12 protein-coding genes and 1 pseudogene are annotated in these 13,227 nt (G+C 49.4%); 9 read left to right on the forward strand and 4 right to left on the reverse strand.

What is annotated here, in order from left to right; translation table 11 throughout:
* Positions 1–731: 731 nt before the first annotated feature.
* From rfbD to rfbA, 3 genes are all read right to left on the reverse strand, one after another.
* Positions 732–1,577, reverse strand: coding sequence for a dTDP-4-dehydrorhamnose reductase (rfbD, locus tag CS369_RS05100; protein ID WP_196906260.1), 846 nt, complete (start codon positions 1,575–1,577; stop codon positions 732–734).
* Entirely contained in the window at positions 1,577–2,110 is a 534-nt protein-coding gene (gene rfbC / locus CS369_RS05105; RefSeq protein ID WP_196906261.1) for a dTDP-4-dehydrorhamnose 3,5-epimerase, read from the reverse strand. Before rfbC ends, rfbD begins: the two co-directional genes overlap by 1 nt.
* 83 nt (positions 2,111–2,193) lie before the next feature.
* Positions 2,194–3,069, reverse strand: coding sequence for a glucose-1-phosphate thymidylyltransferase RfbA (gene rfbA / locus CS369_RS05110; RefSeq protein WP_196906262.1), 876 nt, complete (start codon positions 3,067–3,069; stop codon positions 2,194–2,196).
* 206 nt (positions 3,070–3,275) lie between these two features.
* Between rfbA and CS369_RS05115 the strand changes: the two genes are divergently transcribed.
* The 8 genes and pseudogenes from CS369_RS05115 (at position 3,276) to CS369_RS23040 (ending at position 11,414) form a co-directional block, all read left to right on the forward strand.
* Positions 3,276–4,178: a sugar phosphate nucleotidyltransferase gene (locus CS369_RS05115; RefSeq protein ID WP_196906263.1), complete on the forward strand. Its 903-nt coding sequence runs from the start codon at positions 3,276–3,278 to the stop codon at positions 4,176–4,178.
* 168 nt (positions 4,179–4,346) lie between these two features.
* Positions 4,347–5,753 carry an NADP-dependent phosphogluconate dehydrogenase gene (gene gndA, locus CS369_RS05120; RefSeq protein WP_196906264.1) on the forward strand — a complete coding sequence of 469 codons (1,407 nt, stop codon included), beginning with the start codon at positions 4,347–4,349 and terminating at the stop codon, positions 5,751–5,753.
* Positions 5,754–6,161: 408 nt separating this feature from the next.
* On the forward strand, positions 6,162–6,428 hold the full coding sequence (locus CS369_RS05125; protein WP_196906265.1) for a hypothetical protein: 267 nt from the start codon (positions 6,162–6,164) through the stop codon (positions 6,426–6,428).
* A gap of 74 nt (positions 6,429–6,502) precedes the next feature.
* Complete coding sequence (locus CS369_RS05130) at positions 6,503–7,180, forward strand: YjbF family lipoprotein (protein ID WP_196906266.1); 678 nt, start codon at positions 6,503–6,505, stop codon at positions 7,178–7,180.
* 9 nt (positions 7,181–7,189) lie between these two features.
* Positions 7,190–7,969, forward strand: a complete 780-nt coding sequence (locus CS369_RS05135) for a capsule biosynthesis GfcC D2 domain-containing protein (RefSeq protein WP_196906267.1) — start codon at positions 7,190–7,192, stop codon at positions 7,967–7,969.
* The gene (locus CS369_RS05140) at positions 7,969–10,137 is read left to right on the forward strand and encodes a YjbH domain-containing protein (RefSeq protein WP_196906268.1); all 2,169 of its coding nucleotides are present in this window, start codon (positions 7,969–7,971) and stop codon (positions 10,135–10,137) included. The genes CS369_RS05135 and CS369_RS05140 overlap by 1 nt, the downstream gene beginning before the upstream one ends.
* A 216-nt stretch (positions 10,138–10,353) precedes the next feature.
* Complete coding sequence (locus tag CS369_RS23035) at positions 10,354–10,773, forward strand: MASE2 domain-containing protein (RefSeq protein ID WP_244664780.1); 420 nt, start codon at positions 10,354–10,356, stop codon at positions 10,771–10,773.
* Positions 10,774–10,943: 170 nt separating this feature from the next.
* Positions 10,944–11,414, forward strand: a pseudogene (locus CS369_RS23040) (diguanylate cyclase).
* Between the two features lie 33 nt (positions 11,415–11,447).
* Here the strand turns inward: CS369_RS23040 and CS369_RS05150 are convergent.
* Positions 11,448–12,041, reverse strand: coding sequence for a hypothetical protein (locus CS369_RS05150; RefSeq protein WP_196906269.1), 594 nt, complete (start codon positions 12,039–12,041; stop codon positions 11,448–11,450).
* Positions 12,042–12,346: 305 nt separating this feature from the next.
* On the opposite strand from CS369_RS05150, the gene CS369_RS05155 reads away from it, so the two are divergent.
* Positions 12,347–13,168 (forward strand): MurR/RpiR family transcriptional regulator, encoded by an 822-nt coding sequence (locus tag CS369_RS05155; protein WP_196906270.1) that lies wholly within the window; start codon positions 12,347–12,349, stop codon positions 13,166–13,168.
* The last annotated feature ends 59 nt before the right edge of the window (positions 13,169–13,227 follow it).

The raw sequence follows: 13,227 nt of genomic DNA on the forward strand, positions 1-13,227 counted from the left end.
GGACATAATCAGTATGTCAGAAGATCTCTAAAAGTGAATGGTTCGGTTTACCGGGATACTTACATCACCACCCAAGAGATTGGAACCTATGGTGGTGGGTAAATACGATCCTCATCGGAGGCTGCCTCAGGCTACAATCCTCAACCAGACTCACTCGTTATTGACCGTTCCATTTAACGCAGGCACTGATTTCACTGTTCTGGCCGCATTTTTCAGATGCTATGCTCGAATGTGATGGTAGTGCTCTGAAGCTGACACTGTGTGGTCGACTCGCTACCTGTCTCAGGTTATTGAAATCCAAACTGAATGCATCCATTCCGCATCATCTTGTCGAGAGTCTAGCCGTTGATCTGCTTCCTGCCACTCCTCCGCGTTTTGAACCTGATTCTGAATCTCTCTGTCAATATTGCCAAACTTTAGCGCAACTGCTCACGGAGCGGAAGTTATCTTCAGAAATGACTCCGGTTGTCATTGAGCTATTAGCTGAGCTGGTTTGTTTTTTGTGGCTAGTCTAAAAGCCCCGCTTTGGTTGAAAGCAGAACAGGGGATTAGTGAGATTGATGAAAAGCTAATTGATGCCTGCTGAGCAGTATGAAAATAAAGCTGTGATCAGCGGTTGATTATACGAGAGCTCCCGCAGAGGCAGAGAACGTATTTTCCCTGGGGGAGATTCCCGCTTTCGCGGGAATGACAGAAAATGTAGCGCGTAGATGGTCGGGGAAGGGAAACTCTTAAATGGTTTTCTTTAACGCACCTTGCCAGTCTGATAACGCAATTCCCAACCCCATGACTTTTTCCCCGGCCAGCGTCGAATAGGCAGGGCGGTGTGCCGGTGTGGGATACTGTGCTGTAGTAATCGGTGTGAGCGTCGGTGCTTTACTCAGAACCGCTTTCTGCACCGCGACAGAAAAAATAGCCTGAGCAAATTCAAACCAGCTCACTTCTTTATCACCGGCGTAGTGATAAATGCCCCCGGCAGCATTCTGTTGTAGCAGCGCAATAATCGCCTGTGCCAAATCGCCCGCATAAGTGGGGCATCCGCGCTGGTCGTCAACAATGCTGAGCGCATCTCGCTCTTTGCCTAAACGCAGCATGGTTTTCACGAAGTTATTGCCGTATTCGCTAAATACCCAGGCGGTGCGCACGATAATCGCGTCAGGAGCAGCTGCGCTAACGGCGCGCTCACCCACCAATTTGGTGATGCCATACACGCTGAGCGGGTTGGTCACGCTTTCTTCGGTGTAAGGCGTGTTGGTGTTGCCATCGAAAACGTAGTCAGTTGAAACGTGCACCAAACGAATGCCGTGTTGAGTAGCCACACTTGCCAAATTAGCCGGGCCAACTGCATTAATGCGTTCCGCGACTGCTACTTCGCTTTCTGCTTTATCAACTGCGGTATAGGCTGCTGAATTAACAATGGCATTCGGTTTAAAGGCACTGACAGTTGCAGTAACTTGAGCCAGATCGGTGATATCCAATTCGGTAGAATCAGTGGCAAGAATTTGCCAACCAAATGGCAGTCTATCTTGAAAACAGCGTCCTAGCTGGCCGTTAGAGCCGGCCAATAGCACTTTCATCAAAACAACTCCTTGAAGCGTTTACCGAGTTTGTCCTTTTCTGAAAGCTGTGGCGATTCCAGCGGCCATTCAACCCCTATGTCAGAATCGTTCCACAATAGACAACCTTCATCGGAAGGTTGGTAATATTCTGTGCATTTGTATTCAAAGTCGGCGATGTCGGAGAGCACAGCAAAGCCATGTGCCAACCCTGGTGGCAGCCAAAATTGCGTTTTGTTTTCCTCGGTGAGTAGCACGCCAAACCATTTGCCATAGCTAGGGGAATCTCGGCGAATGTCGACCACTACATCATAAACTTCACCAAGCACTACACGCACCAGTTTTCCCTGTGGGCGTGTTTTCTGGAAATGCAGCCCCCGCAATACGCCTTTGCTGGAGCGTGAGTGGTTATCCTGCACAAAATCCAGATCAATATTCAGCATCTGCTGATAACGGTTTTTTTCAAACGTTTCTAAAAAAAATCCACGAGCATCACCGAAGACTTTAGGCTGAACAACTTTTGCGCCAAAAATAGGGGTGTCGATAACTTGCATAGTATTTTTCAATAAGTAATAGGTTGAAAGTGTGTTTATTCTGCTTGAGATCCCCGGTGTACGCCGAGGATGACGGATGCTAGTTAATGCTGGGATTCTGCAACCAGTCGCGCGAGATACTGCCCATATTGTGTTTTGCTCAGTAATTGGGCTTCTTTTGCTACTTGTTCACGCGAGATCCAGCCCTTACGGAAAGCGATCTCTTCCAGGCAGGCCACTTTCATTCCCTGCCGTTTTTCAATGGTATGAATAAACTGCGAGGCCTCAATCAGACTATCATGGGTCCCAGTATCTAACCAGGCGAAGCCACGGCCCAGCAGCTCAACGTTAAGTGTGCCCTGTTCCAGATACATCTGGTTGAGCGTGGTAATTTCTAACTCCCCGCGCGCCGAGGGTTTAACTTGCTTGGCCATGTCAACGATATTGTTGTCATAAAAATAGAGCCCTGTCACCGCCCAGTTAGATTTGGGCTTAAGCGGTTTCTCTTCAATCGAGAGGGCTTTGAAATCGGCATCAAATTCCACTACGCCAAAGCGCTCTGGGTCGGTCACCTGATAACCAAACACCGTTGCGCCTTGTTCTTGCGCTACCGCACTTTCCAGCTTTTTACCGAAGCTCTGGCCAAAATAGATATTGTCACCCAAAATCAATGCACAACGCTCACCGTTAATAAACTCTTCACCGATGATGAACGCTTGAGCCAGCCCGGACGGGCTCGGCTGCTCCGCATAGCTGAGGTTGATGCCAAAATGGCTGCCATCACCTAACAGGCATTGGAATGAGGGAAGGTCTTCGGGGGTACTGATAATCAAGATATCCTGAATGCCTGCCAACATCAGCACTGAGAGTGGGTAATACACCATGGGTTTGTCATAGATGGGCAGTAGTTGCTTCGATATGCCACGAGTGATGGGGTAAAGTCTGGTGCCAGAACCACCTGCCAATACGATGCCTTTCATTGTTTTAACCTTTGCTGTGGATACTTGAAGTAGCTGGTTGAGATCATACAATATCGATGCGGAATTGTATGAACTATAAGAATAGTTACGCCTTTCAGGTAGCGTTGTGAATAATTGGGTGTAACCTTATTCTCACAATTCTCACAATTCTCACAGCCACGTTATGATGGCAGAAGAATGACAACAGATAACAAGAGAGTTAATGCATGGCAACAACATTGAAAGCGATTATCCCTGTCGCTGGGCTGGGTATGAACCTGCTGCCGGTAACAAAAGCGATCCCAAAAGAGATGCTGCCGTTGGTGGATCGCCCGGTAATTGAGAAAATCGTTAACGAGTGCGTCAATGCGGGTATTAAAGAGATTGTGCTGGTTACACACGCCTCGAAAAACGCCATTGAAAACCATTTCGATACCTCTTTCGAGCTAGAGTCTTTGCTGGAAGAGCGACAAAAACGCCAATTGCTGGCCGATGTGCAAGCCATCTGTCCTAAGGGCGTGACGATTATGAACGTGCGCCAGGGCGAAACGCTGGGGCTGGGCCATGCCATCAACTGCGCGCGTCCTACCGTAGGCAACAACCCGTTTGTGGTGGTGTTGCCGGATGTGGTGATGGATGAAGCCAGTGCAGATCAGAGTAAAGAGAATCTGACACAGTTGATTGCGCGTTTTGAAGAAACGGGCCACAGCCAAGTATTGGTAAAACATCGTCCTTATGAAGTGTTGCCAGAATACTCCGTGGTGGAGTGTGAAAAGCCGCTTAACCACGCAGGTGACGCAGCAGTTATCACTTCCATGATCGAAAAACCGGAAGTGCCGCCGGAAGAAGGGTCTGATTTATCGGCGGTCGGCCGTTATGTACTGTCTGCGGATGCCTGGTCTATTCTGGAAAAAACGCCTGCCGGTGCCTGGGGGCGTATCCAACTGACTGATGCCATTGCCGAACTGATTGAGCAAAATCATCAGGTAGATGCGGTGCAGATGTCGGGCCGCAGCTTTAACTGTGGGCGCAAGCTGGGTTATATGCAGGCATTTGTTGCATATGGGTTGCGTAATCCTGAGTTTGGCGATGCGTTTAAAGCCAGCATCAAAGAATTGCTGAATAAATAATTGGCATTGATACCATGCTACTAAGCCCTGCCACCGTGCGGGGCTTTTCTCTTCTTTAGACCTATCACTATCCACATGCCTTAAGCTGAGTTACCATATCTGCCTGCTTTTGCGTGTCTGTCGTCGTCGTGATACAGGCAGGTTATCCTTCAGACAGGAGTTGCTTTAATGTCCAAACAGCAAATTGGCGTGGTGGGTATGGCGGTGATGGGGCGCAATCTGGCGCTTAACATCGAAAGTCGTGGTTACACTGTGTCCATTTTCAACCGCTCTCGTGAAAAAACCGAAGAGGTGGTGGCCGAAAACCCCGGCAAAAAACTGGTGCCTTATTACACCGTTGAAGAATTTGTGGCGTCTCTGGAATCTCCGCGCCGTATTCTGTTGATGGTAAAAGCGGGCGAAGGCACGGACAAAGCGATCGAATCCTTGAAACCTTATCTGGATAAAGGCGACATCATCATCGATGGCGGTAACACCTTCTTCCAGGACACTATCCGTCGTAACCGTGAGCTTTCTGCTGAAGGGTTCAACTTTATCGGCACCGGTGTATCCGGTGGTGAAGAGGGCGCGCTGAAAGGGCCTTCCATCATGCCGGGTGGGCAAAAAGATGCCTATGAGTTGGTGGCCCCGATTCTGGAAAAAATTGCCGCCCGCACCGAAGGCGAAGCCTGCGTCACCTATATCGGGCCAGACGGTGCCGGTCACTATGTAAAAATGGTGCACAACGGTATTGAATATGGCGACATGCAACTGATTGCTGAAGCCTATTCATTGCTGAAGCATGGCTTGAATCTTTCCAACGATGAGCTGGCAGAAATCTTCTCTGAATGGAATGCGGGCGAGCTGAGCAGCTACTTGATCGACATCACCAAAGATATCTTCACCAAGAAAGATGAAGAAGGTAACTATCTGGTTGATGTGATTCTGGATGAAGCGGCTAACAAAGGCACGGGCAAATGGACCAGCCAAAGCTCTTTGGATCTCGGCGAACCGTTGTCGCTGATCACAGAATCTGTGTTTGCTCGCTATATTTCTTCACTGAAAGATCAGCGCGTTGCTGCGTCCAAAGTGTTGACCGGGCCGCAGGCAAAACCGTTTAGCGGTGATAAAGCGACCTTTATAGAGAATGTGCGTCGTGCGCTCTATCTGGGTAAAATTGTTTCCTATGCACAAGGTTTCTCACAGTTGCGTGCAGCTTCAGAAGAGCATCAGTGGAACCTGAACTACGGTGAAATCGCCAAGATTTTCCGCGCCGGTTGCATTATCCGCGCACAGTTCCTGCAAAAAATCACCGATGTCTACGCAGCAACGCCGGATATCGCTAACCTGTTGCTGGCGCCTTACTTCAAGAAAGCAGCCGATGACTACCAGCAGGCATTGCGTGATGTTGTTGCCTATGCAGTGCAAAACGGTATCCCGACACCAACTTTCTCTGCGGCCATCGCTTATTACGACAGCTATCGCTCAGCGGTGTTGCCTGCCAACCTGATCCAGGCGCAGCGCGATTACTTTGGCGCACACACCTATAAAAGTACTGATAAGGAAGGCGTATTCCACACCGAGTGGTTGGAATAAGTTATTTCTTAAAATCACGTTGTTAAATAAACGCCGAATAGTGTCGCTATTCGGCGTTTTGCATAGGAAATTATGATTAAATCAAAGTTAATCATACCATTATGATTAATTCTCTTTTTATTACTACTTGTTTTTGTTAACGTCAATACGAGCGTAATTTACAATTTCACTGTTTATTGTAGCGAGATCTTGCTATTTTTAAGCGTGTGTAAAAAACCTGAGTCAGGGAATGGGGAGCGTTGAGATTCCCTGTCCTATAATTTATTGCTGAGAGTCTCCTCAGTGGAGCGATGTCGCCGCGGTCGGAGTGGGCTGTGCCGCGCATCGCGGTTAAAGAAAGTAGGGATGCGGTTCTACTGAACGGTATTCCTCCCTGAAGCGCTTCATTTGTTAATAAAGGAAATAGTAATGAAGAAGACGTTATTTACGTTGGCCCTTGCAGTGGCTATGTCCTCTAACGCGTTTGCTGCTACAGTGGGTACAGCTGGCACCGTTTCTACCACTACCACGGCAGCTGCCGCTGGTGCTGCAGGTGCGGGTGCCGCTGCGGGTACTACTGCTGCTGTGGCACTAGGTGTCACTGCGGCGGTCGCGGCAGGTGTGGCTATTGCTGTTGCTACTAGTGATGACGGTGGTAACACCGGTACCACCACGACGGGTACTATACCTCGTTAAGGTCATTTGATAACCAAGGCCACTTCGGTGGCCTTTCTTTTATTTTTCTGGCCGTTTCGCGAGATATTCACGCAATGATAAAAAAAACGCTCGTGGCAAAACGCAGAGTGCTGGTGCTATTGCCACTGTTCGCGCTGGGATTGGTCGGTTGTTCACAAAAAATGAATGCGTTCCAAAAAACGGCCAAACTGGCGATTTGGGGCATGGATGACGTGCAGGTCTCTGCAGAGAAAGTGGCACAAACCCCTTATGCATCAGCCTATCTACGGGTAGGAAAAGCATCTCAGGTTTTTGTGGTGCTGGCCTTTGCTGAAAACAATCGGCTTAAATGGATTGGCGCTGACAGTAATATTCTGGTGACGCAGAACGGCCGCATTGTTAAAACTCAGGGATTTGGTGAAGATATCACCCACGTCCTTAACGTGACGCCTGATCCACTTGCTGCTGGCTTGCTAAAACCGTCAACGTCGCTGAACTGGCAGGGGAAAATGGCTTGGTCACAGGTGCTGCGCGGTGATTATGCGGTAGAGTCCGTATTTCAGGCGCGCGGTAAAGAAACGGTGACCATTTTGGACAAGCCGCGCCAACTGTTGAAATTTACCGAACAGGTTTCGGTTCCCGCCTTAAACGCGGAATATACCAACACCTATTGGCTCGAACTAACCACAGGGCAAGTGGTGCAAACCTGGCAACAGATGGGGCCGGACATGGCACTGGTTAAATTCACGGTATTAAAACCCTACGTACAATAAGGGACTGACATGTTGGCATTTTCCCGTATGGCACTCCTGATGCTGTTCACGGCGGGGGCTGCACAGGCAGCACAGTTAACAGTAAAAACCCCGCAGCAAACGCTGGCGGTGGTGAAACAAGCCTATGGTACGCGGCTGACGGCGTTTTATCAGCAGGTGGCGTTTCCCGCTGACGTTAACTGGCGCACCGCATTGATTTCTGATTATGCCAGCACGCAAAAGGTCTATGCACAGGCAGAAGCGCTGCGTAAATCGCTGGCTGAGTTGGAAACCCGCTGGCGTAACTCCGGCGATGGCGATTTGGCTATCTCCGCCTGGCTGATGCGCAAAATGCTGGATCAGGTTGACGTGGCTGGGAGAATATTAACGCCGCTCGACCCTGACCAGGTTCGTGTCAATCCGCGTCTTAACCGCCCGTTGGTGGGTGACTATGCGCTGTATATTGCGCCGTTGGCATCCCGCTTTAGCCTGGCTGGGTTGATTAACACCGATCCTGATATCGCGGAGCTGAAAATCGTGGGTGATGTGGCGTTGCAATCCGGCGGGACGGTTAGAGATTATGTGCTGGATCGCCGCTTTCTGACCGGTGCCAATCGAGATGCCGGTTATCTTATCGATGGTCAAGGCGCATGGCGCAAAGTGCCACTGGCACTGTGGAACCAGCAGCATATTGAGCCTGCGGCGGGTGAAATGCTGTTTATTGGTTTCGATCCCGGCGTATTACCCAACGAGTTTGCTTCTCTGAACGATCAAATTGCTGATTTTCTGGCTAACCGGATCCCACACTAATGACAAAGAACAGAAGATTTAAAATTGGCTGTCTGTCGTTGGCCATCGGCAGTGCCTTGAGTGGTCAGGCTATGGCGCAGGATGTCGCCGATAAAAGTGATATCGTTAAAAGCGTTACCAACCCCAATACCCGTTTTGATAGTGCAGGTGTATCACAGTCTGACTTTGGTGGCACCGGACTGTTGCAAATGCCGACGGCGCGCATGGCGCGCAGCGGTGAATTCAACCTGAACTATCGTGATAACGAAGAGTACCGGCGTTATTCCGTGTCTATGCAACTGTTTGACTGGTTAGAAACCACGGTGCGCTATACCGATATTCGTACCCGACCTTACAGTAACAATACCGATTTTAGTGGCAATCAAACCTATAAAGATAAATCTTTCGATGTTAAAGCGCGGCTTTGGCAGGAAAGCGCATGGCTACCGGATGTTTCTTTCGGTTTACGTGATATTGCTGGTACCGGACTGTTTGATAGCGAATACTTGGTCGCCAGCAAGCGTATGGGGCCGTTTGATTTTACGTTCGGCATTGGCTGGGGCAACATGGCCGAAAGCGGCAATATTAAAAACCCTGCCTGCGAATTTAAAGCCAGTTTCTGTCAGCGCAGCGGTAGTTATAAAACAGGCGGCGGGCAGTTTGAGGTGGGGAACTTTTTCCATGGCCCGGCTGCCCTATTTGGTGGGATAGAATATCAAACCCCATGGAATCCGCTGTGCTTTAAGCTTGAATATGACGGCAATGATTATAGTGATGAGGCGGCCGATCGTATCAAAGGTCGAAGTGATGTGGGCATACGCATCAAACAAGACTCCCCCTTCAATATCGGTATGGTCTACCGCGTCAGTGATTACTTTGATACCACGCTTTCCTGGCAGCGCGGCAACACCCTGATGTGGGGCTTTAGCCTGCGCACCAACTTTAACGATCTGCGCCCGGTGCATCCGGAAGATGTTCCGCCTGTTTATGCGCCTGTTAATTCTGATAATGGAACCAACTGGCAACAGGTGGCGCGTGAACTGGATGAGAAAGCCGGTTACAGCGATGCCGATATTTATGCCGATGCACAGCAGGTCACTATCGTTGCCGATCAAGAGAAATACCGTGATAAAAACGAAGCCAATCAGCGCGCTGCAACCATTTTGGCGAATCATGTGCCAGATAGCGTAGGGGAATACCATATTGTGCGCCGCAGCCAACGTCTGCCTGTGGAAAGTACGGCGGTAAACACCAAAGCGTTCCGCGAGGTGCAAACCGCCTCAACGCCGTTAGGGCAACCGGAGCCGGTGAGCCACCTTGCAGAGCCCGTTTCTGATATCAACGGGCAATCGGTGTTACGTAGCGAGCCATCGCGCTTTACCTACGGAATAGAGCCTGCCTTGACGCAATCTGTCGGTGGTGCGGAATCGTTTTATATGTACCAGGTGGCGCTGAAAGGTAGTGCAGATTATCGCCTGAGCGATCACTGGTCGGTCGGTGGTGCCGCATCCTTGAACCTGATCAATAACTACGATCGTTTTAATTATAAAACGCCGCCTAACGATAGTAGCTTGCCGCGTGTCAGGACTTGGATTCGTGAATATGTGACCTCTTCGGACCTGCTGCTGACCAACCTGCAATTGACGCGCTTGGATAACCCGGCGACAGACTGGTATACCCAGGTGTACGGCGGTTATCTGGAAATGATGTATGCCGGGGTCGGTTCAGAAGTACTGTATCGTCCGTTCGGAGAACGTTGGGCGCTGGGGCTGTATGTCAACTACGTCAAGCAGCGTGACTGGAATGACATTATGCGTACAGCGGATTATGACGTGGTGACCGGGCACCTTACCGCGTATTGGGAAATGCCTTATGTTGAAGGATCGTTTGCGAAAATCAGCGTCGGGCGCTATTTGGCTGGAGACTATGGTGTAACGGTCGATCTGTCGCGTCGCTTTGACAGCGGCATCACCGCCGGGGTGTTTGCTACCAAAACCGATATTAGCAGCAAAGACTACGGGGAAGGCAGCTTTACCAAGGGCTTCTATATCTTTATTCCGTTCGATTTAATGTTTACCGAACCAACGGTGAAACGCGGTGTTGTCGGCTGGGTGCCGCTGACGCGTGATGGCGGTCAGATGCTGCAACGGCGTAACGGCCTCTATGGCGTGGCGGGTGAAATTCGCTAATAGCAATAGGTAGCAGACATCGATATGCGGCCTTACTCTTCGTGAGTAAGGCCGTATTGTTTTTACCTGATAAAGGAATATTTTCGGTTCGCAGTGGACGTTATGCGAGTTTCAGGTAACGATATAAATAACAAATTAACTGCGTTAATGTGCCGTGAATGGCATGATTTAGGTCATACTGTTTACCCTTTGATGCAATGGAATGGGAGAGGCGTCATGTCTGTTAAATCGCCTACATTATTGACAGTGGACTCTCGTCTTTCCGGGATACGCTTTTCCAAGCGGGTCTTTCTACCGCGTATTATCGGTACGCTGTTGTGCTCCCTCTTTATCACTTCCGTGTTGGTGACAAAAACCACTCCGTTTTGGGTATGGGTACTGCTTTTTCTCAATGTGTTTGTATGGCCCTACCTTGCCTATTACCTGTCTACGCGTTCCGCCGATCCCATGCGCTTTGAGCGAGGGAACTTACTGGTGGATGTGGTTAATGGCGGATTCTGGATTGGTATGATGGGGCTCAACGTGTTGCCCAGTGTCATCATCATCGCCATGGTAGGTATGAATAGCATGACCGGAGGGGTATCCGCTTGTTTATCCAGGGCGTCAGTTTGCAGCTGCTCAGTGCTGCCCTGGTAGCAGGCCTTAACGCACACCGCATCGATTTAGTGACGACACCCACTCAGCTCTACGCCTGTTTGCCCATGCTGCTTGTCTATCCGATGGCACTTGGCTATGTGACGTATGTGACGGCGACCAAACTGGCGGAATACAAGCGCAGATTGATGTTGATGAGTACCCACGATGGTATGACCAACGTCTATAACCGCCATCATTGGGAGCAGTTGTTGCACAACGAATATGAAATCTGTCGCCACATTGATGAGCCCTCTACATTGGCGTTGATCGACATCGATCATTTCAAAACCATCAATGACAGCTTCGGTCACAATGTGGGTGATGAAGCGATCCTGTTTTTGACGAAAGAACTGCGCAACGGCTTACGCGCGACTGATGTGATTGGTCGCTTCGGGGGGGACGAATTTGCGGTGATTTTGCCTGAGGCGCGTGCTACCGATGCGGTTGAGATCATTAACCGTATTCGTAGTCGTTTGGCCGCCAAGCGCTTGACGCAAACGCCGTAGTTGGGGATTCGCATCAGCGTTGGTGTAGCGAAATATCGCCCGACCATGAACCAGTATCACGATTGGCTCAAAGCGGCAGATATTGCACTCTATATGGCGAAAAACAAAGGCCGCGGACGCACCGAAGTGGCCTAACCGCCTCACCTTCATGGCGTGCAATTACGCTGACTACGGCAGTGAGTTCAGCGGATGGTAGACTTTGAAGTCAATAATCCGGTTGGTTATTTCTCCCAGCGGTTTTCCCGCATCAATCATGGCGTGAATATCCGTCGTGAGGTGTGTGAAGTTATCTAGGTTTACCGTTCGCTTTTTTTGATCGACATGCTGACTGATGGCATAAATCGCAGCTTCTGTTGCGTAAACGCCTGACGAATTTTCATAGGATCGCGTCATATGCTGGTTTACTGCACGGCGTAATCTGACTTCCGGGGCGGGTGTCGCTTGTTCTGTTGGTGAAAAAACGTTTAAAAATTGCCGTATCTCCTTAACCCGATCAAGCGCCTTGCCAAGATGCTGATACTTATCTTCCCGAATACGTTGTTGATGCGAACGTGAACAGCTGTAGGGATACGCCTCGAAACGCGTCAGTGATTCAAGGTGGGTATCGGGTGCCGCCTTTTTTATCCTAAGCAGTGTTTCTGCAAAGGCGATGTGCTTGGGCGATTTTGTTTTGTCTGCAAGTTTGACAGCCGAGGTCAAGCTGTGGGTAAAACGTGCCCTAAAAGAAAGCAGTAGTGTTGATGTTGCAATATTGCTTATCATGATGGTTTTTTGTGATCACGGTGGTAGCGGGGAGTTAAGACTGTAGCGCACCACCGCTAACGCTTTCTTCAATATTCCGTCTCCTGCGCAAAGTCGCTGTTCCAAAGCCGCATTGGCAAGCGGTTGTCTGCAAATTGGCCTAAAATGTTTTATGTCTGAAGCAAATACAACCATTCTTTCACGAATGGGTTATTAATAGCCTGCTACTTATTTTTTTATGCGTTAATAAGAAAAAATAAAATGCAGTGTTGCAATTGCTACATTTTTTATTTTAAATGTAGCAACTGATTCTTTAAGGGTACAGTATGGAGTTCACCGCTTTATTGAGGGAACGTTTTTCGAGCTTGACCCCGTCACAGCAGATGATTGCACGCTACATCGAACGCAACAAAGATCGCGTAGCATTCATGACGGCCCGCCAGTTGGCCGCTGTGATGAACATCAGTGATGCCGCCATTGTGCGCTTTTCACGTGCAGTGGGGTATGAGGGCTATGCCCACATGAAAGAATCATTGGGAGATGCTTTGATTGAGCGCACTGGCGCCAGCGGCATCTTGCATCGCGAACCTGCGTTGCCCAGTGAGACAGAATTAAAAGAGAGCGTATTTGCCAACGCCAACCAGCTCTTGAAAGCCACGGCAGAATTGAATGAAGACCGTATTGTTTCAGCAGTCGCTGGGCGTATCGCTGCCGCAAGGCGTATTTGGGTGAGTGGTAACGGAACGTCGTTTTCCATGGTCTCCTATCTGGCGATGCAACTGAATCATTTTCTCGGCAACACCGAGGTGTTCAATATCGGTCACGGTGATGTAGCAGACCGCATATTGCAGGTGAATGAGCAGGATGTGTTTATTGGTATCGGGTGGGAGCGTTACATCCCCTATGCCATTGATTTTATGAGCCTTTCCCGGAAACGGGGAGCCTATGTCGTCGCGATGACAGACCGAACCAGCTCTCCTTTAGCCAATGAAGCTGATGAAATGTTGTATATCGTGCGCAGTTCATCAGCAGTAGCATGGTGGTCGAAAGTGAGTCCGATGATCGTCGCCGATTGGTTGATGGCGCAGGTAATCACTAAAAATGAGGAGAAAATCAAAGCGAATTTAAAACTTTCCGATGATGCCTAGCGTCTTCTGGGTCATTGGAAAAATGCCAACACCAGGGAATTATTTAACAATAATAAATA

It is taken from the genome of Candidatus Symbiopectobacterium sp. 'North America', assembly GCF_015762685.1.
Taxonomy (GTDB): domain Bacteria; phylum Pseudomonadota; class Gammaproteobacteria; order Enterobacterales; family Enterobacteriaceae; genus Symbiopectobacterium.

Coding starts and splice junctions, on each gene's coding strand:
- gndA (WP_196906264.1), top strand. CDS start 4,347: ATGTCCAAACAGCAAATTGGCGTGGTGGGTATGGCGGTGATGGGGCGC.
- CS369_RS23035 (WP_244664780.1), top strand. CDS start 10,354: ATGTCTGTTAAATCGCCTACATTATTGACAGTGGACTCTCGTCTTTCC.
- rfbC (WP_196906261.1), bottom strand. CDS start 2,110: ATGCAAGTTATCGACACCCCTATTTTTGGCGCAAAAGTTGTTCAGCCT.
- CS369_RS05140 (WP_196906268.1), top strand. CDS start 7,969: ATGACAAAGAACAGAAGATTTAAAATTGGCTGTCTGTCGTTGGCCATC.
- rfbA (WP_196906262.1), bottom strand. CDS start 3,069: ATGAAAGGCATCGTATTGGCAGGTGGTTCTGGCACCAGACTTTACCCC.
- CS369_RS05130 (WP_196906266.1), top strand. CDS start 6,503: ATGATAAAAAAAACGCTCGTGGCAAAACGCAGAGTGCTGGTGCTATTG.
- CS369_RS05155 (WP_196906270.1), top strand. CDS start 12,347: ATGGAGTTCACCGCTTTATTGAGGGAACGTTTTTCGAGCTTGACCCCG.
- rfbD (WP_196906260.1), bottom strand. CDS start 1,577: ATGAAAGTGCTATTGGCCGGCTCTAACGGCCAGCTAGGACGCTGTTTT.
- CS369_RS05115 (WP_196906263.1), top strand. CDS start 3,276: ATGGCAACAACATTGAAAGCGATTATCCCTGTCGCTGGGCTGGGTATG.
- CS369_RS05125 (WP_196906265.1), top strand. CDS start 6,162: ATGAAGAAGACGTTATTTACGTTGGCCCTTGCAGTGGCTATGTCCTCT.
- CS369_RS05135 (WP_196906267.1), top strand. CDS start 7,190: ATGTTGGCATTTTCCCGTATGGCACTCCTGATGCTGTTCACGGCGGGG.
- CS369_RS05150 (WP_196906269.1), bottom strand. CDS start 12,041: ATGATAAGCAATATTGCAACATCAACACTACTGCTTTCTTTTAGGGCA.